The organism is Enterobacter genomosp. O (assembly GCF_001022965.1).
Taxonomy (GTDB): Bacteria; Pseudomonadota; Gammaproteobacteria; order Enterobacterales; family Enterobacteriaceae; genus Enterobacter; species Enterobacter cloacae_L.
Genome location: NZ_LECZ01000023.1, coordinates 201,552 through 223,986, shown reverse-complemented (window position 1 = coordinate 223,986; position 22,435 = coordinate 201,552). Strand labels below are relative to the sequence as shown.

General features: G+C 54.7%; 19 protein-coding genes and 1 pseudogene. 14 read left to right on the top strand and 6 right to left on the bottom strand.

Translation table 11 applies throughout. The features are described from left to right. Nucleotides 1-10 precede the first annotated feature (10 nt). The 8 genes from hpaX (at nucleotide 11) to yjiA (ending at nucleotide 9,241) form a co-directional block, all read left to right on the top strand. Nucleotides 11-1,363 carry a 4-hydroxyphenylacetate permease gene (gene hpaX / locus ABR39_RS06405; RefSeq protein ID WP_047346244.1) on the top strand — a complete coding sequence of 451 codons (1,353 nt, stop codon included), beginning with the start codon at nucleotides 11-13 and terminating at the stop codon, nucleotides 1,361-1,363. Then, entirely contained in the window at nucleotides 1,335-2,267 is a 933-nt protein-coding gene (gene hpaA / locus ABR39_RS06400; RefSeq protein WP_047346243.1) for a 4-hydroxyphenylacetate catabolism regulatory protein HpaA, read from the top strand. Before hpaX ends, hpaA begins: the two co-directional genes overlap by 29 nt. Nucleotides 2,268-2,444: 177 nt before the next feature. Beyond that, nucleotides 2,445-4,007, top strand: coding sequence for a 4-hydroxyphenylacetate 3-monooxygenase, oxygenase component (hpaB, locus tag ABR39_RS06395; protein WP_014168483.1), 1,563 nt, complete (start codon nucleotides 2,445-2,447; stop codon nucleotides 4,005-4,007). 17 nt (nucleotides 4,008-4,024) lie between these two features. Continuing rightward, on the top strand, nucleotides 4,025-4,534 hold the full coding sequence (locus ABR39_RS06390; protein ID WP_047346440.1) for a 4-hydroxyphenylacetate 3-monooxygenase reductase subunit: 510 nt from the start codon (nucleotides 4,025-4,027) through the stop codon (nucleotides 4,532-4,534). A gap of 180 nt (nucleotides 4,535-4,714) precedes the next feature. Next, nucleotides 4,715-5,632, top strand: a complete 918-nt coding sequence (locus ABR39_RS06385; RefSeq protein WP_047346242.1) for a helix-turn-helix transcriptional regulator — start codon at nucleotides 4,715-4,717, stop codon at nucleotides 5,630-5,632. A gap of 191 nt (nucleotides 5,633-5,823) precedes the next feature. Next, nucleotides 5,824-7,977 carry a carbon starvation CstA family protein gene (locus ABR39_RS06380; protein ID WP_047346241.1) on the top strand — a complete coding sequence of 718 codons (2,154 nt, stop codon included), beginning with the start codon at nucleotides 5,824-5,826 and terminating at the stop codon, nucleotides 7,975-7,977. A gap of 96 nt (nucleotides 7,978-8,073) precedes the next feature. Next, nucleotides 8,074-8,277, top strand: a complete 204-nt coding sequence (locus ABR39_RS06375) for a YbdD/YjiX family protein (protein ID WP_003856610.1) — start codon at nucleotides 8,074-8,076, stop codon at nucleotides 8,275-8,277. Between the two features lie 10 nt (nucleotides 8,278-8,287). After that, the gene (yjiA, locus tag ABR39_RS06370) at nucleotides 8,288-9,241 is read left to right on the top strand and encodes a GTPase (RefSeq protein WP_047346240.1); all 954 of its coding nucleotides are present in this window, start codon (nucleotides 8,288-8,290) and stop codon (nucleotides 9,239-9,241) included. A gap of 442 nt (nucleotides 9,242-9,683) precedes the next feature. Here yjiA and ABR39_RS06365 read toward each other — a convergent pair whose 3' ends face one another. Further along, entirely contained in the window at nucleotides 9,684-11,042 is a 1,359-nt protein-coding gene (locus tag ABR39_RS06365) for an esterase-like activity of phytase family protein (protein ID WP_047346239.1), read from the bottom strand. 412 nt (nucleotides 11,043-11,454) lie between these two features. Between ABR39_RS06365 and ABR39_RS06360 the strand changes: the two genes are divergently transcribed. Further along, complete coding sequence (locus ABR39_RS06360) at nucleotides 11,455-12,000, top strand: YfaZ family outer membrane protein (RefSeq protein ID WP_047346238.1); 546 nt, start codon at nucleotides 11,455-11,457, stop codon at nucleotides 11,998-12,000. Next, nucleotides 12,000-12,320, top strand: coding sequence for a hypothetical protein (locus tag ABR39_RS06355; RefSeq protein WP_047346237.1), 321 nt, complete (start codon nucleotides 12,000-12,002; stop codon nucleotides 12,318-12,320). Before ABR39_RS06360 ends, ABR39_RS06355 begins: the two co-directional genes overlap by 1 nt. A gap of 45 nt (nucleotides 12,321-12,365) precedes the next feature. Here the strand turns inward: ABR39_RS06355 and ABR39_RS06350 are convergent, their stop codons facing one another. After that, nucleotides 12,366-13,736, bottom strand: a complete 1,371-nt coding sequence (locus tag ABR39_RS06350; protein ID WP_047346236.1) for an NAD-dependent succinate-semialdehyde dehydrogenase — start codon at nucleotides 13,734-13,736, stop codon at nucleotides 12,366-12,368. A 151-nt stretch (nucleotides 13,737-13,887) separates the two neighbouring features. On the opposite strand from ABR39_RS06350, the gene ABR39_RS06345 reads away from it, so the two are divergent. The 3 genes and pseudogenes from ABR39_RS06345 to ABR39_RS25360 all read left to right on the top strand — a co-directional run. Beyond that, the gene (locus tag ABR39_RS06345) at nucleotides 13,888-14,631 is read left to right on the top strand and encodes a helix-turn-helix transcriptional regulator (protein WP_047346235.1); all 744 of its coding nucleotides are present in this window, start codon (nucleotides 13,888-13,890) and stop codon (nucleotides 14,629-14,631) included. Nucleotides 14,632-14,678: 47 nt separating this feature from the next. Then, on the top strand, nucleotides 14,679-15,317 hold the full coding sequence (locus tag ABR39_RS06340; RefSeq protein ID WP_047346234.1) for a LysE family translocator: 639 nt from the start codon (nucleotides 14,679-14,681) through the stop codon (nucleotides 15,315-15,317). Between the two features lie 106 nt (nucleotides 15,318-15,423). Further along, a pseudogene (locus ABR39_RS25360) lies at nucleotides 15,424-15,771 on the top strand (type I restriction enzyme endonuclease domain-containing protein); the annotation flags it as partial. Nucleotides 15,772-15,822: 51 nt separating this feature from the next. On the opposite strand, the gene ABR39_RS24720 reads toward ABR39_RS25360, so the two are convergent. Next, nucleotides 15,823-17,817 (bottom strand): N-6 DNA methylase, encoded by a 1,995-nt coding sequence (locus ABR39_RS24720; RefSeq protein WP_052952188.1) that lies wholly within the window; start codon nucleotides 17,815-17,817, stop codon nucleotides 15,823-15,825. A 529-nt stretch (nucleotides 17,818-18,346) separates the two neighbouring features. On the opposite strand from ABR39_RS24720, the gene ABR39_RS06325 reads away from it, so the two are divergent. Then, entirely contained in the window at nucleotides 18,347-19,618 is a 1,272-nt protein-coding gene (locus tag ABR39_RS06325) for a DUF445 domain-containing protein (protein ID WP_047346232.1), read from the top strand. On the opposite strand, the gene ABR39_RS06320 is transcribed toward ABR39_RS06325, so the two are convergent. Genes ABR39_RS06320 through ABR39_RS06310 form a run of 3 tightly spaced genes read right to left on the bottom strand, consistent with a single transcriptional unit; the run spans nucleotide 19,615 to nucleotide 22,215 of the window. Then, nucleotides 19,615-20,691, bottom strand: coding sequence for a DUF2955 domain-containing protein (locus tag ABR39_RS06320; RefSeq protein WP_047346231.1), 1,077 nt, complete (start codon nucleotides 20,689-20,691; stop codon nucleotides 19,615-19,617). The genes ABR39_RS06325 and ABR39_RS06320 overlap by 4 nt on opposite strands. Beyond that, complete coding sequence (locus ABR39_RS06315) at nucleotides 20,681-21,748, bottom strand: HlyD family secretion protein (protein ID WP_123138629.1); 1,068 nt, start codon at nucleotides 21,746-21,748, stop codon at nucleotides 20,681-20,683. The genes ABR39_RS06320 and ABR39_RS06315 overlap by 11 nt, the downstream gene beginning before the upstream one ends. Further along, nucleotides 21,745-22,215, bottom strand: a complete 471-nt coding sequence (locus tag ABR39_RS06310) for a MarR family winged helix-turn-helix transcriptional regulator (protein WP_047346229.1) — start codon at nucleotides 22,213-22,215, stop codon at nucleotides 21,745-21,747. The genes ABR39_RS06315 and ABR39_RS06310 overlap by 4 nt, the downstream gene beginning before the upstream one ends. Nucleotides 22,216-22,435 lie beyond the last annotated feature (220 nt).

Genomic DNA, 22,435 nt, shown 5'->3' with positions numbered 1-22,435 from the left:
GGAGCGCACCATGACGACCTCTACCCTGCAAACCCATGATAATAAAGCTGTTGAACAACGCGTCATTAACAAACTGTTCCGGCGTCTGATCGTCTTTCTCTTTATCCTATTTGTCTTTTCATTTCTCGATCGCATCAATATCGGCTTTGCCGGGCTGACGATGGGCAAAGATCTGGGCCTCACCTCCACCATGTTTGGCCTGGCCGCGACGCTGTTTTACGTCACCTACGTGCTGTGCGGGATCCCGAGCAACATCATGCTGGCGAAGATCGGCGCGCGCCGCTGGATAGCCGGGATCATGGTGGTGTGGGGCGTTGCCTCTACCTGCACCATGTTCGCCACCAGCCCGCACACGCTCTATGTGTTACGCATGCTGGTGGGGATTGCCGAAGCCGGCTTCCTGCCGGGGATCCTGGTCTACCTCACCTGGTGGTTCCCGGCGTATCACCGCGCCCGCGCCAACGCGCTGTTTATGATTGCCATGCCGGTGACCATGATGCTCGGCTCGATCCTCTCCGGCTACATCCTGGCAATGGACGGGCTGTGGAACCTGAAGGGCTGGCAGTGGCTGTTCCTGCTGGAGGGGCTGCCGTCGGTGGTGCTCGGCGTGGTGACCTGGTTTTACCTCAACGACACGCCGGACCAGGCCACCTGGCTGGACGATGACGAAAAGCAGGCGCTGAAAACGATGATCGCCCGCGAGCAGGAGGTCGCGATTGCCCGGCCCGTCACGCCGAAATCCACGCTGCGCGAAGTGCTGACCCCGGCGGTGCTGCTCTACACGCTGGCCTACTTCTGCCTGACCAACACGCTGAGCGCGATCAACATCTGGACGCCGCAGATCCTGCAAAGCTTCAACACGGGGAGCAGCAACATCGTCATCGGCCTGCTGGCGGCGATCCCGCAGTTTTGTACCATCCTCGGGATGATCTGGTGGAGCCGCCGCTCCGACAGGCTGAAAGAGCGAAAAAAGCACACCATCCTGCCGTACCTGTTCGCCGCGGCGGGATGGATGCTGGCCTCGGCCACCGATCACAGCCTGATCCAGCTGCTTGGCATCATCATGGCATCAACCGGATCGTTTACCGCCATGGCGATATTCTGGACCACGCCGGATCGGGTTATTAGCCTGCAGTCACGCGCCGTGGCGCTGGCGGTAATCAACGCCATTGGCAACGTGGGTTCAGCCGTCAGCCCATTGCTGATTGGGATCCTGCGCGACGCCACCGGCAGCTTCAGCTCGGGGCTGTGGTTTGTGGCCGGGCTGCTGGTGGTCGGCGCGCTGGTGCTGACGCGCATTCCGATGACGCAGCGGGATCAACAGAGGAACGATCATGTGCCAGAGCCCTATCGCCAACATTGATATCAGCAAGGAGTACGACGAAAGTCTGGGCACCGACGATGTGCACTACCAGTCGTTTGCCCGCATGGCGGCCTTTTTTGGCCGCGACATGCAGGCGCATCGTCACGACCAGTATTTTCAGATGCACTTTCTCGATACCGGGCAGATTGAGCTCCAGCTCGACGATCACCGCTACTCGGTGCAGGCCCCGCTGTTCGTCCTCACGCCGCCGTCGGTGCCGCACGCGTTTATCACCGAATCCGACAGCGACGGGCACGTGCTGACGGTGCGCGAGGATCTGATCTGGCCGCTGCTGGAGGTGCTCTACCCCGGCACGCGGGAGGCGTTTGGGCTGCCGGGGATCTGCCTCTCGCTGGCGGATAAGCCGGACGAGCTGGCGGCGCTCAGGCACTACTGGCAGCTGATTGCCCGGGAATCCACGGAGCAGCTGCCGGGGCGCGAGCATACCCTGGTTCTGCTGGCGCAGGCCGTTTTTACCCTGCTGCTGCGCAACGCGAAGCTCGACGACCACGCTTCAGGCGGAATGCGCGGCGAGCTGAAGCTGTTCCAGCGCTTTACCCAGCTGATAGATGCCCACTACCACCAGCACTGGACGGTGCCGGAATACGCCTGCGAGCTGCACCTGACCGAATCCCGGCTGACCGATATCTGCCGCCGCTTCGCCAACCGCCCGCCGAAGCGGCTGATCTTCGACCGGCAGCTGCGCGAGGCCAGGCGGCTGCTGCTCTTCTCCGACAGCGCGGTCAGCGAGATTGCCTGGCAGCTGGGGTTTAAGGATCCGGCCTATTTTGCGCGGTTTTTTAACCGTTTAGTGGGGTGCTCGCCGAGCGCGTACCGGGCGCAGAAAGTACCGGTTTCCCCTGTTCCCCTCACCCCTGCCCTCTCCCAAAGGGAGAGGGAGTAACCGTCCCCTCTCCCTTTGGGAGAGGGTTAGGGTGAGGGAAATCACACTCTGCGATCTCTCGCGAAAAGTACCTGCCGTTGTCCCAAACGTCCCTTCACGTTCCGCCCCTCTCAGGCTTCAATTAAACAACAAAAACAAAACATAAATTTAACAACACAATTCCGATACGAGGTCCCTATGAAGCCTGAAGATTTCCGCGCTGATGCCAAACGTCCGTTAACCGGTGAAGAGTATTTAAAAAGCCTGCAGGACGGTCGTGAGATTTACATCTACGGCGAGCGCGTCAAAGACGTCACCACCCATCCGGCGTTTCGCAACGCGGCGGCCTCCATCGCGCAGATGTACGACGCGCTGCACAAGCCGGACATGCAGGACACGCTGTGCTGGGGCACCGATACCGGCAGCGGCGGCTACACCCACAAGTTCTTCCGCGTGGCGAAAAGCGCCGACGACCTGCGCCAGCAGCGCGACGCCATCGCCGAGTGGTCGCGCCTGAGCTACGGCTGGATGGGCCGCACGCCGGACTACAAAGCCGCGTTCGGCTGCGCGCTCGGCGCCAACCCGGCCTTCTACGGCCAGTTCGAGCAGAACGCCCGTAACTGGTACACCCGCATTCAGGAAACCGGCCTGTACTTCAACCACGCCATCGTTAACCCGCCGATCGACCGCCACAAGCCGGCGGACGAGGTGAAGGACGTCTACATCAAGCTGGAGAAAGAGACCGACGCCGGGATTATCGTCAGCGGCGCGAAAGTGGTGGCCACCAACTCGGCGCTGACCCACTACAACATGATCGGCTTTGGCTCCGCGCAGGTGATGGGCGAAAACCCGGACTTCGCGCTGATGTTCGTCGCGCCGATGGACGCCGAGGGCGTGAAGCTGATCTCCCGCGCCTCTTACGAGATGGTGGCAGGCGCAACCGGATCCCCGTACGACTACCCGCTCTCCAGCCGCTTTGACGAGAACGATGCGATCCTGGTGATGGATCACGTGCTGATCCCGTGGGAAAACGTGCTCATCTACCGCGATTTCGACCGCTGCCGTCGCTGGACGATGGAGGGTGGCTTTGCGCGAATGTACCCGCTGCAGGCCTGCGTGCGTCTGGCGGTCAAACTCGACTTCATCACCGCCCTGCTGAAGAAATCCCTGGAGTGCACCGGTACCCTGGAGTTCCGCGGCGTGCAGGCGGATCTCGGCGAAGTGGTGGCGTGGCGCAACATGTTCTGGGCCCTGAGCGACTCCATGTGTTCCGAAGCCACCCCGTGGGTTAACGGGGCGTATCTGCCGGATCACGCCGCGCTGCAAACCTACCGCGTGATGGCGCCAATGGCCTACGCCAAGATCAAGAACATCATCGAGCGTAACGTGACGTCCGGCCTGATCTACCTCCCGTCCAGCGCCCGGGATCTGAACAACCCGCAGATCGACCAGTATCTGGCGAAATACGTGCGCGGCTCCAACGGCATGGATCACGTCGAACGCATCAAGATTTTGAAGCTGATGTGGGATGCCATCGGCAGCGAGTTTGGCGGCCGTCACGAGCTGTATGAGATCAACTACTCCGGCAGCCAGGATGAGATCCGCCTGCAGTGTCTGCGCCAGGCGCAGAGCTCCGGCAACATGGACAAGATGATGGCGATGGTCGACCGCTGCATGTCCGAATACGACCAACACGGCTGGACGGTGCCGCACCTGCACAACAACAGCGATATCAACATGCTGGATAAGCTGCTGAAATAATGCAGCGGGAGGTTTTCATGCAATCAGAACAACGCCTGCGTTTTCGCGACGCCATGGCCAGCCTGTCGGCCGCGGTTAATGTAGTGACCACCGAGGGCGAAGCGGGCCGCTGCGGCATTACCGCCACCGCCGTCTGTTCGGTCACGGACACTCCGCCGTCGGTGATGGTGTGCATCAACGCCAACAGCGCCATGAACCCGGTATTCCAGGGCAACGGCAGGCTGTGCGTTAACGTGCTGAACCACGAGCAGGAGATCATGGCTCGCCACTTCGCCGGGATGACCGGCATGGCAATGGAGGATCGCTTTGCCCTCTCCTGCTGGCAGAAAGGCCCGCTGGCGCAGCCGGTGCTCAAGGGGGCGCTGGCCAGCCTTGAAGGCGAGATTAGCCAGGTGCAAACCATCGGCACGCATCTTGTTTATCTCGTTGAAGTTAAAAACATCATCCTGAGTGACGCGGGACACGGCCTGATCTACTTCAAACGCCGGTTCCACCCGGTCATGCTGGAGACGGAAGTCGCCGTGTAATTCCTCCCCTCGCGCTGGCCTTTTTCCCGGCCAGCGCCGCTTTCTGCAAAAACTCCTAAGGTTTCCGCTAAATCACGCCGTTATATACCCATAAGAGAAATTTTCTGTGCCTGAATACTGACGCCGTATGTCAGTGCACCCGCATCATTCAGCGCATACCTAAATATACAGGATGACCTTATGGCTAAAACGACGCGGAGCCGCTCGGCTGAACGTCTGGTCGATATTCTCCTTGAGCTACATTTAAACGGTGTGGTCAATCGCAGTGCGCTAATGGAAAAATTTAAAATTACCGAGCGTACCGTTTATCGGGATTTAAATGCCCTTTCTCCCATTGTTGAACATACCGGTAACGGGCTATATCGGCTGATCCATTCTGCACAATCGCCCGGCGGGCAAGGCTTACATCACACCCTTGCTAACTTCCTGAATGCTGATAGTTTTTTCCCGGACAGAAATACGGAATTCTGGCAAAAGCTGGAAGCGCGCGTTGACGAAAACCATATTCTCATTCTTGCTAATGAAGCCGAACACACGGTACAGCGCGATATTCGCCGTCATTTAACGAAAATCGAGAAATCGATTAAAAACCATAATGTTTGCCAGATAGTTTATAAGGGTAAAACCCGCCTGATTAATCCCTATAAACTCATTAACAAAAAAAATATATGGTATTTACAAGCCACCGAAAATAGCCGCCTGAAATCCTTCTCGCTGAGCCAGATTAGCTGGTTTGATATTCAGAAAACGACATTCACCCCGGAAGAAAATGTCCTTGAGCTGCTGGAAAAAAGCCTCGACCCCTGGGTGTCGGAAGATACTTTCGCGGTGAAAATATTCATCAAAGATAATATTTCACATTACTTCCTGCGCCGCGATCTTCTGCCGGAACAGGAGCTGCTGGAGGAGCAGCAGGACGGCGTCACGCTGCGCTGCCAGGCGGCACACGAGAACCAGATCCTGCCGCTGCTGTTCTATTGGCTGCCGAATATCCAGATCCTGGAGCCGAGCTGGCTGAAGGAGAAACTCATCAGGACGCTGGAGGGCTATCTGGCCGTGGAACGCAATCCGAATAATCAAGTGATCTCAATCACATAATTTCGTCCACCGGCGGCGAGCCGTAACCGCTCGTCGCCCCCTTTGACCGCTCACCCGGTACTTTCAACCACTCATTCATTTACCTTCCTTTACACGCGCGTAGATCTGGCACGATCGCTCCAGCATTAATCAATACCTCCTCACAACGAACCCTGACCCTTTTTTCTTTACATAAAAAACCAGGTCTTACTATGGATACTAAAAAACTACTGAAGCACGTGCCCTGGGCCTTACTCGGGATCCTCGGCGCTTTTTGTCTGGCGGTTGTCGCATTACGCCGGGGCGAACACGTAAGCGCCCTGTGGATCGTGGTCGCGTCCGTTTCCGTCTATCTTGTGGCTTATCGCTACTACAGCTTGTACATCGCGCAGAAGGTCATGAAGCTCGACCCGACGCGCGCCACGCCGGCGGTCATTAACAATGACGGCCTGAACTACGTGCCAACTAACCGCTACGTGCTGTTTGGTCACCACTTTGCCGCTATCGCCGGCGCAGGTCCGCTGGTCGGCCCGGTGCTGGCCGCACAAATGGGCTACCTGCCGGGCACCCTGTGGCTGCTCGCCGGCGTGGTGCTGGCGGGTGCGGTGCAGGACTTTATGGTGCTGTTTATCTCTTCTCGCCGTAACGGCGCGTCTCTGGGTGAGATGGTCAAAGAAGAGATGGGCCGCGTGCCGGGTACTATCGCCCTGTTCGGCTGCTTCCTGATCATGATCATCATCCTCGCGGTGCTGGCGCTGATCGTGGTGAAAGCGCTGGCCGAAAGCCCGTGGGGCGTCTTCACCGTCTGCTCTACCGTGCCGATTGCGCTGTTCATGGGTATCTACATGCGATTCCTGCGTCCGGGACGCGTGGGTGAAGTGTCGGTGATTGGTATCGTGCTGCTGGTGGCCTCCATCTACTTCGGCGGCGTGATTGCGCACGACCCGTACTGGGGACCGGCGCTGACCTTCAAGGACACCACCATCACCTTCGCGCTGATCGGTTACGCGTTTATCTCCGCGCTGCTGCCGGTCTGGCTGATTCTGGCGCCGCGTGACTACCTGGCGACCTTCCTGAAAATCGGCGTGATCGTCGGTCTGGCAATCGGCATCCTGGTGATTAACCCGGACCTGAAAATGCCTGCGGTAACGCAGTACATCGACGGCACCGGCCCGCTGTGGAAGGGCGCCCTGTTCCCGTTCCTGTTCATCACCATCGCCTGCGGTGCGGTCTCTGGCTTCCACGCCCTGATTGCCTCCGGTACCACGCCTAAGCTGCTGGCGAACGAGAAAGACGCGCGTCTGATCGGCTACGGTGCCATGCTGATGGAGTCCTTCGTGGCGATCATGGCGCTGGTTGCTGCGTCCATCATCGAACCGGGTCTGTACTTCGCGATGAACACCCCGCCTGCTGGCCTCGGCATTACCATGCCAAACCTGCACGAGATGGGCGGTGACAACGCGGCGCTGATTATGGCGCAGCTGAAAGACGCGAGCGCACACGCGGCGGCGACCGTCAGCTCCTGGGGCTTCGTGATTTCGCCTGAGCAGATTATGCAAACCGCGAAAGACATCGGCGAACCGTCCGTGCTGAACCGCGCCGGTGGCGCACCGACGCTGGCGGTAGGTATCGCACACGTGTTCCACAAGGTGCTGCCGTGGGCGGACATGGGCTTCTGGTACCACTTCGGTATTCTGTTCGAAGCGCTGTTCATCCTGACCGCGCTGGACGCGGGTACCCGTGCGGGCCGCTTCATGCTGCAGGACCTGCTCGGTAACTTCGTGCCGTTCCTGAAGAAAACCGACTCTCTGGTCGCCGGTATTCTCGGTACTGCGGGCTGCGTAGGCCTGTGGGGCTACCTGCTGTATCAGGGCGTTGTCGACCCGCTCGGCGGCGTGAAGAGCCTGTGGCCGCTGTTCGGTATCTCTAACCAGATGCTGGCCGCCGTGGCGCTGGTGCTCGGCACCGTTGTGCTGGTGAAGATGAAGCGCACCAAATACATCTGGGTAACGGTTGTTCCTGCGCTGTGGCTGCTGCTCTGCACCACCTGGGCGCTTGGCCTGAAGCTGTTCAGCGCCAACCCGCAGCTGGAAGGCTTCTTCTTCATGGCTAACCAGTACAAAGAGAAGATTGCCGCAGGCGGCGCGGATCTGACCGCGCAGCAGATTGCCAACATGAACCATATCGTGGTGAACAACTACACCAACGCGGGTCTGAGCATTCTGTTCCTGGTGGTGGTGTACAGCATCATCTTCTACGGCATCAAAACCTGGCTGAAGGTGCGTAACGCCGACGGTCGTACGGATAAAGAAACCCCGTACGTGCCGGTGCCGGAAGGCGGCGTGAAGACCTCTTCACACCACTAAAAAAATGGCGGGTGGCGCTACGCTGACCCGCCCTACAATGTACTCGTAGGCCCGGTAAGCGCAGCGCCACCGGGCTTTTCCTTATCAGGATGCATTATGTTTGGTAACTTAGGCGAAGCAAAAAAATACCTCGGTCAGGCGGCAAAAATGCTGATTGGCATTCCGGACTATGACAACTACGTTGAGCATATGAAGACCAACCATCCGGATAAGCCGTACATGACCTACACCGAATTCTTCCGCGAGCGCCAGGAAGCGCGCTACGGCGGAAGTGGAGAAGGCGGCGTCCGCTGCTGCTAAAGGAGAGACCATGACCCCGATTGCCGTTACCCTGCTGACCGGTTTCCTCGGCGCCGGTAAAACCACCCTGCTGCGCCACATCCTGAACGAGCAGCACGGCTTCAAAATCGCCGTCATCGAAAACGAGTTCGGCGAGGTCTCCGTTGACGACCAGCTGATTGGCGATCGCGCCACCCAGATCAAAACCCTGACCAACGGCTGCATCTGCTGTACCCGCTCTAACGAGCTGGAAGACGCCCTGCTGGACCTGCTCGACAGCCGCGATCGCGGTGAAATCGACTTCGACCGTCTGGTGATCGAGTGCACCGGCATGGCCGACCCGGGGCCGATTATTCAGACCTTTTTCTCGCACGAGATTCTTTGCCAGCGCTACCTGCTGGACGGCGTTATTGCCCTGGTCGATGCGGTCCACGCCGACGACCAGATGAACCAGTTCACCATCGCCCAGTCTCAGGTGGGCTACGCCGACCGCATCCTGCTGACCAAAACCGACGTGGCGGGTGACAGCGAAAAACTGCGCGAGCGCCTGGCGCGCATCAACTCCCGCGCGCCGGTTTACACGGTGACGCACGGCGATATCGATCTGTCTCAGCTGTTCAACACCAACGGCTTTATGCTGGAAGAGAACGTCACCGCGAAACCGCGCTTCCACTTTATGGGCGATAAGCAAAACGACGTGGCGTCGATTGTGGTGGAGCTGGACTACCCGGTGGACATCAGCGAGGTGTCCCGCGTCATGGAGAACCTGCTGCTGTCGTTTGCCGACAGGCTGCTGCGCTACAAGGGGATGCTGTGGATTGACGGCGAACCGAACCGCCTGCTGTTCCAGGGCGTACAGCGCCTGTACAGCGCCGACTGGGACAGGCCGTGGAGCGATGAACCGCCGCACAGCGTGATGGTGTTTATTGGCATCCAGCTGCCGGAAGAGGAGATTCGGGCGGCGTTTGCGGGGCTGAAGAAATAACCGTTATGCATTATATTGCCTGCACAGACGGCCCCCTCTCCCTTGAGGGAGAGGGCTGGGGTGAGGGGGAACATACGGCTGTGGAGGTTATTCCGTTCACTTTATGTTCCTTGCTACTCTGTAACGGCATGACCTGTGAACGTGCCAGGGTGGCTCAGTCGCCACCACCCTGGCAACCCGGGCTCCCGGCGGTAAATCGCCGCTTCGCGGTACCTTCGGCTTATTCCTTCCGGCTTATCGGGGACGGGCGGAGGTAACATCCCTGTAAAGCCCGCCCTCTCGGCGCATCCCTGCGCCTCGCCCCGGCCTGCAGGAAACGCCTCAGCGATTTACAGCCGGACCAGGTCGTCGCTATAAGCCCTTCATTTTCCTGAAACGACACTCGTCGCTTTCAGTAAAAAAATTACTGGAGATTCCTCAGCCTGTGGGGTGAGCGGGAAACTTATTTCACCGCCTCCGGCAGCGTCACAATCCACAGCTCGCTGTCAGATTCCGGCTTCTTCAGCGGCTTCACGCTAAGCGTGGTTTCAACCGGTTTATCATCCAGCGTCAGCTTGCCTTCCGCGTTCACCCGGTAATCCTTGAGCTTCTTGCCCTCGACCGGATTTTGCATCGCCATCTTCACGCCAAAGTCGTTATCGTTCGCCACCGCAAGCGTTTTGCTGTCGATCAGCGCCAGCCCTTCGGCCTTTTCCTGCTGCCAGCCAAGGGCGCGCAAATCGACAACCTGAGTTTTAGCCGCAAGGATAATACCGCGCTGCGCCAGGGTTTTCTCATCATCAAACTCCGGGTATTCGCCCGGCTTGTCGAAGGCGGTCAGGTCGCTCGCCTTGCTGAGATCCACCTTGTAGATAAGGTTGCGCATCCCGTCGTTTTTATCACTTCCCTGCTCAATCAGGAGGATGTGCTGGTCATCGAGCGCCACAATGTCACCAATTTTGGCGTCGCTATTTTTGTCGTAGGCCGCGCTGTCGATGGGATAACCGTACATCGCGGTTTTCCCGGTCGCCGGGTCGAAGCTCACCAGACGCGTAAACAGCGCCTGTTTTTTGCTCTTGCCGTCGATATCCAGCGTACTTTGTACGGCGGCGATAATACGCCCGTCAGGCATACGGGTCAGGCCTTCAAAGCCCCGGTTCGGCTGGCGCCATTTGATGATGTTTGGCAGACCACCCGCGATGGATTTCTCCCCTTCTGCCGCCTGCGGCCCGTGGATAGCCAGGATCTTGCCTTTGCTGTCGACGTTAATCAGGAACGGGCCATACTCATCGCACAGCCAGTACCCGCCTTTACCGTCCGGCGTGATGCCTTCCGTGTCCAGCCCGCGGTTGTCACCCTTCAGCGTCTTTAACGTGTCGCTGAATGCCACTTCATTGGTGGAGCCAATTACGCCGCTTTGCAGCGGCAAACCGTTAATTTCGCCTTTATCGTCATGCAGCGGGCGGGCGTCAGTGGCCTCTGCTTTGCCGTTCTGGACGCGAATGGTCATCAGCAGCGGCGCGAAATCCGGCGTGACAAAAATTTTGGCTTCGTTTTTCCCGCTTTTTGGCGCATCCGCGTTCGGACCGCGATCGGTCACGGTTGCAAAGGTCAGAGCATCGCCCTGCTTGCCCGTAAACAGCAGGCCAGAGCCAATGCCGACAGGGAGTCCATGCGGGAACGCATCGGCAAATGCGCCGCTGTAGCTCACGTGCGAGCCTTCGGGGAAGCTGACGACATAGCGTTCAGCCGTAGGCTGTGCCGCCAGGCCAGAGAAAGAGAGCGCACAACCGATAAGCACAGGAATAATTTTTCTTTTCATATTGTTAGCATCCAGTTAGTGAAGCCAACAACGTAAAGAATAAACGTGTCAGAAAAATGACATGAAAGGGACAACCGAATGGGTGATTGAACGTATATTTATCGCCCAAAATGTAAGACTTTGTTGTTTTGTGTGTCACCTGAAACATTTTTGGAAATTATTAGAAACCCAATTAATTCAAGTCAAATCACTATTCCCGCCTCGTTCAGTTTATGTTTAGTCAAAAAACTAAACCCTTTCTAAACGACGAAAAAATTACCGGTTGACGCCTTTGCAACAAAACATCACCGCAACATTTAAAAATAAAACAATTAACAAGCCCAGCATAAAAGCGCGATACCCGTCACATTTGCAGTCATAAACATCACTTGTTAAGGTGCGCCCAGATTAATTTAATGACGAGGCATAAAACATGAAAAAACTGAATATCCTTCTTCTTTCTGCCCTGGCTGCCGTATCGGGTTCCGCACTGGCAATGGGCGGCACCGTTGAGCAGGGTAAAAACTTTACCAACCTTAATCTGGAAATGGGTAAATCCTCATCCGGTATTTATCTTGAAAGTAACTGGCTCAAAAACACCGATGACGGTACCCAGACCGGCGGCGTTGGCGCAGGCTACAACCTGGAAGTGGGCCCGGTAATGCTGAATGCGGGCGCGAAGGCAATCTACCTCGGCCCGAAAAAAGGCGATAACGGCGTGGCCTTCCCGATTGGTGGCGGCGTAAACGTTGCGCTGACCGACAGCATCCACGTGTATGGTGAAGGTTATGTTGCTCCAGAAGGCCTGAACAACAGCGTGAAAAACTACGTCGAAGCCAACGGCGGCGTAAGCTGGACGCCAGTTACGCCAGTGACCCTGAAAGTGGGTTACCGCCACGTGAGCGTTGATGGCAAAGACGGCCGTCCTGGCCACACGCTGATTGACGGCGCATATGTAGGCGGTGGAGTCACCTTCTGATGAAACACCGCATTACCGCGCTTTGCGTTCTGAGCCTCACGCTGATGCTCACCGGCTGCGTCCAGTACAAATGGGTGAAGCCGGGCGTCAGCGACGCGGAAATGAATAAAAAGCTCACGGAATGCGAAGCGCAGGCGCTGATCGATCTGCCTCCGGATAACGTCGTGACCGGTTCGAGCTCGGAAAAAACGGACAAATCGAAAAAGAAAAAGGACACTTCCACGAGCTACACGGTTGAAGACGCGAATGAATATCGCCGCGGTACGTTAGTCGACAGCTGCATGTTTAAAAGCGGCTGGGACAAGATCGAAGTGCAATAACCTCTTAAAAAAACCTGCCGGCCGGCAGGTTTTTTTTTTTACCTCTTACTTACGCACCACCACCAGCTTCTGGTTCACAAACTCTTTGATCCCCAGATCCGACAGCTCGCGTCCGTAACCGGAGCGCTTCACGCCGCCGAACGGCAGCTCTGGCGCGGTATCGGTGAGCCAGTTGATGTACACCATCCCGGTCTCGATCCGCGACGCCATTTTCTTCGCGCGTTCGATATCCTGGCTGAACACCGCGCCGCCCAGGCCGTAGTGGGAATCGTTCGCCAGGGCAACCGCCTCGTCGTCGTTTTTCACCACGTACATCTGCGCCACCGGACCGAAGAACTCCTCGAAGTACGCCGGGTTATCGCGCGAGATATTCGTCAGGATCGTCGGCTCGAAGAAGCTCCCGTCGCGCTGCACCGGCTTGCCGCCATAGTGCAGCGTCGCGCCGTTTTTCACCGCCTCGTTAACCTGTTTGGTCAGCGTTTCCAGCGCATCTTTAGAGGACAGCGGCCCCAGCGTGGTGTTTTCATCCAGCGGGTCGCCAATCTTCACCTGCTTAAACGCCTCGGTGAATTTGCTCAGGAAGGCATCTGCAATTTTCTCGTGCAGGATAAAGCGCTTCGCCGCGGTACAGACCTGTCCGGCGTTGTTGAGCCGCGCGTTAACGCCAATTTTCACGGCCTTCTCAAGGTCGGCATCATCCAGCACCACGAAGACGTCGTTACCGCCCAGCTCAAGGGTCGATTTCTTGATGTGCTTCGCCGCCTGCGCGGCCACGACGCTGCCGGCTTTTTCGGAACCGGTCAGCGCGGCACCCTGTACGCGATCGTCGGCGATAATGTTCGCCACCTGATCGGACGAGATAAACAGGTTAGTCCACGCCCCTTCCGGTGCCCCCGCCTCGCGCACCAGATGGGCAAAGGCCTCGGCGCAGTGCGGCACGATGCTGGCATGCTTCGCCAGCACGGGGTTACCCGCCGCCAGGTTCGGCGCCAGAACGCGCATCAGCTGGTAATACGGGAAGTTCCACGGCTCAACGGCCATCAGCACGCCGATGGGGTGATGCTCCACCCACGCTTCCCCAAGTTCAGATGGGTACTTCACCGGGGCCAGAAACTGCTTCGCGTTGTCCGCATAGTAGCGGGCGATCTGCGCGCACAGCTTCACCTCGCCGCGGCTCTGTTCGATGAGTTTACCCATCTCCTGGCTGGCGATTTTCGCCAGCTCCTCGGTGCGCTCGTCGATCAGGTCGGCAAGCTTATGCAGCACCGGCAGGCGCTGGCTGATGTCGCCTTTCGCCCATTCTGAATGGTAGAGCGCATCGGCCGCCTTCAGCGCCGCTTCGATATCCGCGTCGGTATGTGAGGGGTATTCTTTGATGAGCTGGTTGGTGGCAGGATTTACTGTCTGATAAGCCATGTCGAATCTCCTTGTTTTACCGCTTAGGGTATTAAGGGTAGTCAACATGACTGGCTCTGGACGTAAAGTTGGGTATATCCGGAAGGTTCTTAATGAAGCGCTGACCGATGGTTCGCGGCCGTGGTATAAAAAAGCTCCAGAAGGAGCGCCAATGACCGATACCCGACACATCCGCCAGACTTTTCACCGCGCCTCAGGCCTTGAGCTGCGCAGCACATGGCAAAGTACGCAGGCGTACAAACGCCATAGTCACCCTCAGCTCTCCATCGGTGCGATTGTGGAGGGCCAGACCTGCTGCATCTGTCACGACAGAGAGTACATCCTTAACCCCGGGGACCTCATCGTGATCCCGTCCTGTGCGCCGCACAGCTGCAACCCCGTCGCCGGAAAGCCGCGCAGCTACCATATGCTCTATATCGACGCAGACCTTCCTCTGGCGCTACAGGTGATTCGTAGCCCTGGCCTGTTTGCCCATTACCTGGACGTCGTTAAGACAATGTCTCCAGCGTCCGTGGAGGCGCTGCTTTCTGCCCTTCCCCGCTGCGCGGATAACGCAGACACGCTTCGCTCAACCAGCCAGCAGGTTCAGGAGGCATTTCTTTCCGAACTCACCAGCCCGCCTTCCCTCGACGAGCTTGCCCAACGCTTCTCGCTGCGCAAGGAGACGCTGATCCGCACCTTCAGGCAGGACACCGGCCTGACGCCGGGCAGCTTCCTCAACATCTCCCGCGTGGAGTACGCCAAAGCGCGGCTGCGCGCCGGGGATGATATTGCCGACGTCAGCTACCAGAGCGGCTTTGCCGACCAGAGCCATTTTCATAAGACCTTCGTCAGCTATACCGCCGCCACGCCGCGCCAGTACGCCACGGGCCGATCAATATCAGACAATAAATAGGCTCTGCAGCGCCGTACTCTGACCTCAGATTGTTAACTGAGGTCGCTATGGAACTGTTATTCCCTTCCGCTTTTCTCGCCCTGGCACTGGCGCATTTTGTTGCCCTGCTAAGCCCGGGCCCGGATTTCTTCCTGCTGGTGGGCTACGCCGCGCGCTACCGACTGCGCGGCAGCGCCGGGCTGTGCCTCGGCATCGCCGCAGGCAACGGGTTGTATATCCTGCTGGTGATTATTGGCTGGAGCGCGCTGCGCCAGTTTACGTGGCTATTCACGTTGATTGAATTCTCCGGCGCGCTGTACCTGCTGTGGATTGGCGCGCACCTAGTACGCAGCCGCCCACAGACGTTTATGCTTAACGAAACCCACCGGGAATACCCCTCTTTACGTAAGCAGATCCTGCTGGGTCTCGGCTCCGCACTGTTAAACCCGAAGAATGCGCTTTTTTATCTGGCACTCATGACGGCGCTACTGGGACCAGACGTCACGCTGCTTCAGCAAACCACCTGCGGCATCTGGATGGTGATGGTGGTACTGGTGTGGGATCTGGCGGTGGTATCGCTGACAGGTTTGCCGGTTATTCAGCAGAAACTCAGCCGTTCGCTCTGGCTGGTTGAGCGCACGGCCGGAGTGGTGCTGATGGGGTTTGGTGGGTGGGTGTTGTGGCGGTTGTTATCACACAATGATTAACGCATGCAGCAAACCTGAATGCCATCATTGCCTTACAAAATAAGTGTCGAAGCTATTAGGGACCAGGGTGAGAAAATACAAAATCATCACGCAACTTTTTCCAACCGATGCTCAACTTCAGGAAATGGCCGGTATTATCTACCATATTATGGTTATCTATGGGAGTGATATTGAAGAGAAAATATTTTATGACATCCTGGCGCATATACCAGACAAGTATCACTTTACCTATGAAGACGATAAGGTACTAGTGCTGGAAAAAGAGATGAAAGCTGTCATTGAAAACACATCAAAGTATCCAGACTGAGGTAAACTTGCTGATATTAAAGCCAAACTGAATGTGGATCCCATCCTGCTACTGCATAAACATAAGTTCCCTCCGGTGGCAAACGACGATATCTATAGGGGCGTGCCAGGGCAGACGGAGAATAAAAAAACACTTTTTATTACTTAACATTTTATAAGTTAGTCATCTCAACTTTATATGAGATGACTAATATAAATTTTATTTAAATGAATTCACCCATTTAATTTTGCGACTTAATCCATCTAAGCCAGGATAAACGGCACCTTCATGAATTCCATAATAGTATAATTGCTCCTTTAATTTTTTTCTTACCCTGGCAGGTATAATCACTTTATAAATCTTCTCAGGATAAAACGGCTTGGTAGGAGTAGAATGAACGGTAAAAAGTCCATTCTGGGCAATAATTCTTTTATTCAGATGCGCCGGTTCAAAAATTAAAGCATCACGGTCAGCGGGTATTTTTAGAGGATCAGAATTATATGCATCTGATTGTTCGCTAAAAGAATCCATTACCACAGACCTTGCATCGTCAATATACAACCACACCACCGAGTCACTATCGCTAGCATCATCTTCAACAGAGAAATATAAAGCTATTAACGGATTAGTAGTCCAGTCAAGTAACCTTGTCGGTAACCCATGATGTTGAGCTAAGGCTAACCACTCCCATTCATTCCTTGGAGTAAAATCAAGGTAAGGTAATGCTTGCTGCTTAAATTGTTCAAATATACGCCTTTCAGTGCTTTCTCTTATGGGATCGTCAATATCTAGTCGCCCAATGGATGGTTTTAATTCCCATTTAGCATTTGTCATACCTCTATACACTATATTTTTATCAATAAATTTCTTTCTAAAGCTTGAAATTACACCATGATATTTTGTGAACGAATCTCCAACATTGCTTAATACCTGCTCATTAAATTCTTCAATATAATTAGAGAAAGTTAAATTATAATCACATTCTTTTATTGACTCAACATTTGATATTCTACTAAAAAATTTAATATCTCGCGGGTGCGAAATTACATCCAGAATGGAGGAAATATTTTCCTCCGTCATAATATTTTTATTTTTTATTCTGGAAAACTTATTACTAGCATCGATGAATAGTATGGGATCGTTTTTTTCTCTTTTTTTGCTGATAACTAACAAGCAAGTTTGAATGTTTGTTCCATAGAATAAGTTCGCAGGCAAGCCTATAACAATGTCAATACAATTGAATTCTTCAAGTAATATTTTTCTCAATTCTTTATCTCTTCCCCCGCGGTGTAATGCCCCATGAGTCAAAGCAATAACCATCACTCCATCAGAAGATAATGATTCATACCCGCGCAAAACAAAGGCAAGATCAGCAGATCGACTTGAAAATTTCAAATTTAATGAAGTAAAATCTATATATTTCTCTGGCTCCCATCGTACGTTAAATGGTGGAACGGAAAGCATAATATCAAACTTTTTATTACTTTCATTAAATTTTAACACATCATCGTTAGTTAATAAAAATCTAGAAGGCTCTAACCCACTTAATAATATTCTTATTTTAAAAGAATCAAGCGTCGATTTTATAAGATCATTTCCACAAACCTCGTCGATAACAAAAGTCTTTCTGTAAATCTCAAGTAATAAACCTCCAGTACCGCATGCAAAATCACAAACATTGACAGGATTATTTTCATAGTGAAGCGCAATAGATGTTATAAGATTACATACACAATTTGGCGTAATATATTCAGGCATGGACTGCATCACACGCTCTGCAATAAACTCAAAAACAAAAGTAGCGAAATCGACAGAGAGCCATTCACTAATTGGTCCTACACTGTTCAAATCCCACAGCAACTGTTTTAAATCAACTATTTTATTTTGTTCAATTACCCTACAAGCATTCATGAAACAGTTTTTTAATTCAGGATATTCATTTTCGATATGATAAAATATATTGATCAATTTATTAGTCAATTGGTTTGAACTGTTAAAATCGTCAGAGCAAACCAAGACTGACAATTGATATAAAGGTTCTATTTTATATTTAAACCCCTCATTGTTAGTTAAGCTTTTATCTGAAAGCGCTTTGTATAGAAGCAAAGAAAGAAACAATTCACGAAAATCTGAGACGTTCACATAGGGACGGATTTTATTTTCAATTGCCTCTAAGAAATATTTTTTCTCATTCGATAATGAATAATCACGCATAGAAGACCTTTTGATTTATTTTCTTTCAAATATGAATAATTTCTATGATCTTATTTTTAACCATCATAAAAACAAACCAGCAAATGGTATAAAAATCGGAACAACCTAGAATATCTATATTATGCCAGAATACTTCATTAAATATATAGTTTCAACCATTTTCTATTTTAATCAAGATATAGTACGTCCAATAGATAAAATTGGACTTAAAGTGAGATGTAACATCAAAAAAATTCATTATTTTCCTGCATTCCCAATCAGTTCCTTGAAAGATTAATAGTCCCCAGAGTCAATTAATTATCATCCAAACAAGAATGCCAATCATCTGAATAAATCATAGCTCCATCACGGTAATGCCAGATAATTTTTTATAACAAAGCAGAACGAGCTCAATAGGCCCATGCTTTTTAAAATGAACATCTTTGACCCATTTATTTTTAGATGATAAATGCTAACTCGCTCAGTGTAGCTTTATCCTCCCTTTGCACCCTCTTTGCACTTTTGGTTCACTTGCCTCTATCCTTAACCCATGGAAAAAATAGCTGAACTCAAACGTGCCAAGCTGCTGGCGCTGGCGCTGCTGCTGGTTGCCGCCGCGGCGTTTATCACCACCCTGTTCCTGCCGCAGACCTTTTGGGTGCGCGGCGTGAAAGCCATTGCCGAGGCGGCGATGGTCGGCGCGCTGGCAGACTGGTTTGCCGTGGTCGCGCTGTTCCGCCGGGTGCCCATTCCGTTTATTTCGCGCCATACGGCGATCATCCCGCGCAATAAGGACCGAATCGGCGACAATCTCGGCCAGTTCGTGCAGGAGAAGTTTCTGGATACCCAGTCGCTGGTGGCGTTGATCCGCCGCTATGAGCCCGCACAGATGATAGGAGCCTGGTTCAGCAAGCCTGATAACGCCCAGCGCGTCGGGCTGCATCTGATGCAGGTGATGAGCGGTTTTCTCGAATTGACCGACGACGGGCGCATCCAGCGCCTGCTCAAACGCGCGGTGCATAAGGCCATCGACAAGGTCGACTTCACCGAAACCAGCGCCGTGATGCTGGAGAGCATGACCAAAAACAACCGCCACCAGGTGCTGCTGGACGCCATCATCAACCGCCTGATCACCCTGATTCAGCGGGAAAGCACGCGGGACTTTATTGCCGATCAGATTGTCCACTGGCTGAAGACCGAGCACCCGCGCAAAGCGATGGTGCTGCCCACCGAGTGGCTGGGCGATCAAAGCGCGGAGATGGTGTCGAACGCGGTGAACACCCTGCTGGACGACATCAGCCACGACCGCACGCACCAGATCCGCCAGGCGTTCGACCGCGCCACGCTGAAGCTTATCGACAACCTGAAAAACGATCCGGAAATGGCGGCAAAAGCCGACAACATCAAACACTACCTGAAAAACGACGAGGCGTTTAACCGTTATCTGGGAGAGATGTGGGCCGACCTGCGCCAGTGGCTAAAGGCGGATATGCAGAGTGAAGACTCGCGCGTGAAGCAGCGCATCGCCAACGCCGGGCTGTGGTTTGGCGAAACGCTCACGCACGACGCCAGCCTGCGGGCGTCGCTGAACGAGCATCTGGAACAGGCCGCGCACCGCCTCGCGCCGGATTTCGCGACGTTTCTTACTCGCCACATCAGCGACACGGTCAAAAGCTGGGATGCCAAAGACATGTCCCGGCAGATTGAGCTGAACATCGGCAAGGATCTGCAGTTTATCCGCGTCAACGGCACGCTGGTAGGCGGGACGATTGGCCTGATCCTGTTTTTACTTTCACAACTCCCCGCCGTGCTGGGGCATTAATCTGCTTTAGGTGGCGCGATGATGTAGCGCGTCGCCTCGAAGCGGTTCAGGATCAAATGCACCAGAAAGACCATCGTCAGCGTCGCCACCAGCGAAAAGGTGACGGAGGTGATGCGATAAAGATCGCTGAACACCAGGTCGCTGTCCGGATGCATGTTCTGCCCGAACATAATGCCGATGGTGGTAATGCTGGAGAATCCCACGCCGGCACCGACCTTCTCCATCACGTGCAGGCGCGCGCCAAACGCCAGCCCGAGGCCGATCAGCGGCATCATCAGCAGCATATGGCTGCTGTGGTCGTAGAGGATAAGCTGGACGACCAGAATATAGAGACAGCCCAGCACCACGCCGACCACGCGCCAGATGGAGCTCATCACCGCGCCGCGATAGTGCATCGGGAACAGGATTAAAATCCCCGCCATCAGCGCCGAAAGCGAATCGCTTAAATCGCTCATCTGAAACACAACGAAAATCAGCGTTGCGACGGTGCCGGAGAGCAACGACTCGTGGCGCACGCGGGCGTCGTCTTTCTCAATCAGCGGCGGCGGCCTGCGCGGCTCGACGTCCGGCAGCAGATAGTTCATCAGCGCGCTCAGGCACACCGCCATCACGCTCGCTTCGATGTTGGAAAACAGCAGCGTGTGCCAGTTGGTGGTGGGGTAGCTCATAAAATTGAGCATCACGCTCTGGCACACCACGCCCATTGAACCGAACAGAAACAGCGGCCCCTTGCTCATAAAGCGAAAGCGCATCACGTATAGGGCAAACACCACCAGCGTCATGATGACCGGCCATTGCGACAGATAGCCGATAATAATCACCATTTCCACGCAGTTGAGCGATGCGCTGAAGATAAACTGCTTCGCCACGTGGCGGTTAAACACCGGGACCAGCGACAGCAGCATGATCGGGTAGACAACAAAAAACACGCCGTAGCTGGTGTTGTAAAAGCTGGAGATGCTGAGCGCAATCATCCCGGCAAAGACGATGCGCAGGGTCTGGCGAAAGTCGTTTGCCGTATAGACGATGTTGCCGTGCGGGGTAAACACCCGCGCCAGGGTGCTAATAGACATAGTGAAGCAGGCTCACCAGGTGGATTTGCATCCCGGAGAAGAAGCGCGCAAACGGCCCTTCGCTATTGTAGAGCTGCACGGTCGCGCGGGCGCCGGTCGGCAGATGCTTCGGCAGCGGCTCGTCCAGCGTCACGTGAATGCGCATCCGCTGGGCGTCACGTACCCAGCGGTTAGATGTTTCCGGCTCGGAAAGCTGGCCGTTAACGGCCTCCTGACCGGCGAGGATCCCCGCGTCGCTGCTGGTCACGTGGGCGCGGAAAACGTGCCCCGGGAAGGCGTCAAACACCACGGCGGCATCGGTGCCCTGGTGGGTATGGCGCAGGCTTTTTTCACGAAAATCGGCCACGATATCGGTCTGGTTATTCACCAGCGCCAGCGCGGCCGAGCCGGAGGTGGCGTAAAAACCTGGGCTTAGCTGCAGGTTGCTGACCGTGCCGTCCGCCTGGGCGTAGACCTTCGTCCAGCCGAGGTTCAGCTCCGCTTCGTCCAGCGCGTTACGGTATTTTTGCAGCGTCACGTTGCGGTGCTCGTCCCGCTCGCCGCGCTGAATGCGCAGGTTCTGGATGTTCGCCTGAATCGAGCTGACGGACTGCTCGCTGCTCTGCCAGGTGGTGCGGACCTTATCCAGATCCGACTGCGAGACGTTCTGTAGCGTGCTCAGCTTCTGGTAGCGATCGAAGGTCACTTTGTCGTTACGCGCGGTCAGCACCGCGGTTTTCAGGCTAGCCTGCGCGGCGGCGATCTGCGCGTCCAGCTGTTCGTTGGAAAGGCGAGCCTGCTCGAGCGCGATTTGCGCCGCTTCCACTTTATTGCGAAACGGCGTGTCATCGAGCTCAAACAGCAGATCGCCCCGCTTCACCTGGCTGTTGTTGTGAACATGCACGGCCGCCACATAGCCGGAAACGCGCGGAGAAACCGGCGTTACCACGCGCATCACGGTGGAGTCCGGCGTCAGCGGGATCCAGATATCGGCGACGACAAAGTAGACAAACATCAGCAGGAAAGAGGCAATACTCACCCTTACCCAGCGGGCAAACTTTTGTTCAGGAGTCATTATTTTTCGGTCTTGTTATCATCTTCGCGGATTGTCCGCAAATTGCAGGCGATTTGATTCAGGGTGGCGCTGAAAACGTCGAGATGTTCCGGCGCGATATTTTGCGATACGCGCGTCTGAAGCGTCTCAATGACCTGGGTGAGCCTTTTGAGTACAGCTTTTCCCTCAGGCGTCAGCGTCAGAAGCCGGATGCGCTTGTCATAAGGCGATACGGTGCGCAGCAGGTAACCCTGTTTTTCCAGCTGTGTCAGGGTGCGCATCAGCGGCGGCAGTTCAATGCCCTGCACCTCCGCCAGCTCACTCACCGAGACGTTATCCCCGAGCTGATGCAGCTGCATCATCACCGTCCAGCTCGACTGGGTTAACCCGGTATCGAGAATGGCGTCGTCAATAACGGCGCGCCACTGGCGCACGATCATCGCCATCCGCATGCCCATCGGCCTGCGGCAGAACAGTTCTTCTTCACTCATGGGGAAACCTCTCGTCACACGCGGTCACGATAATAGTTATCAGGGTAAGTATCAAGAAACATGAGGCGAAAGAGCAGGAATTGCGAAAGGATATCTCCCTCTCCCTGTGGGGGTGAGGAATCCCCAGTAATTTTTTAACCGAAAGCGATGAATGTTGCTTCACAAAAATTAATGGCTTACAGCGATGCCCTGGTCCGGCTGTAAATCGCCGAGGCGTTTC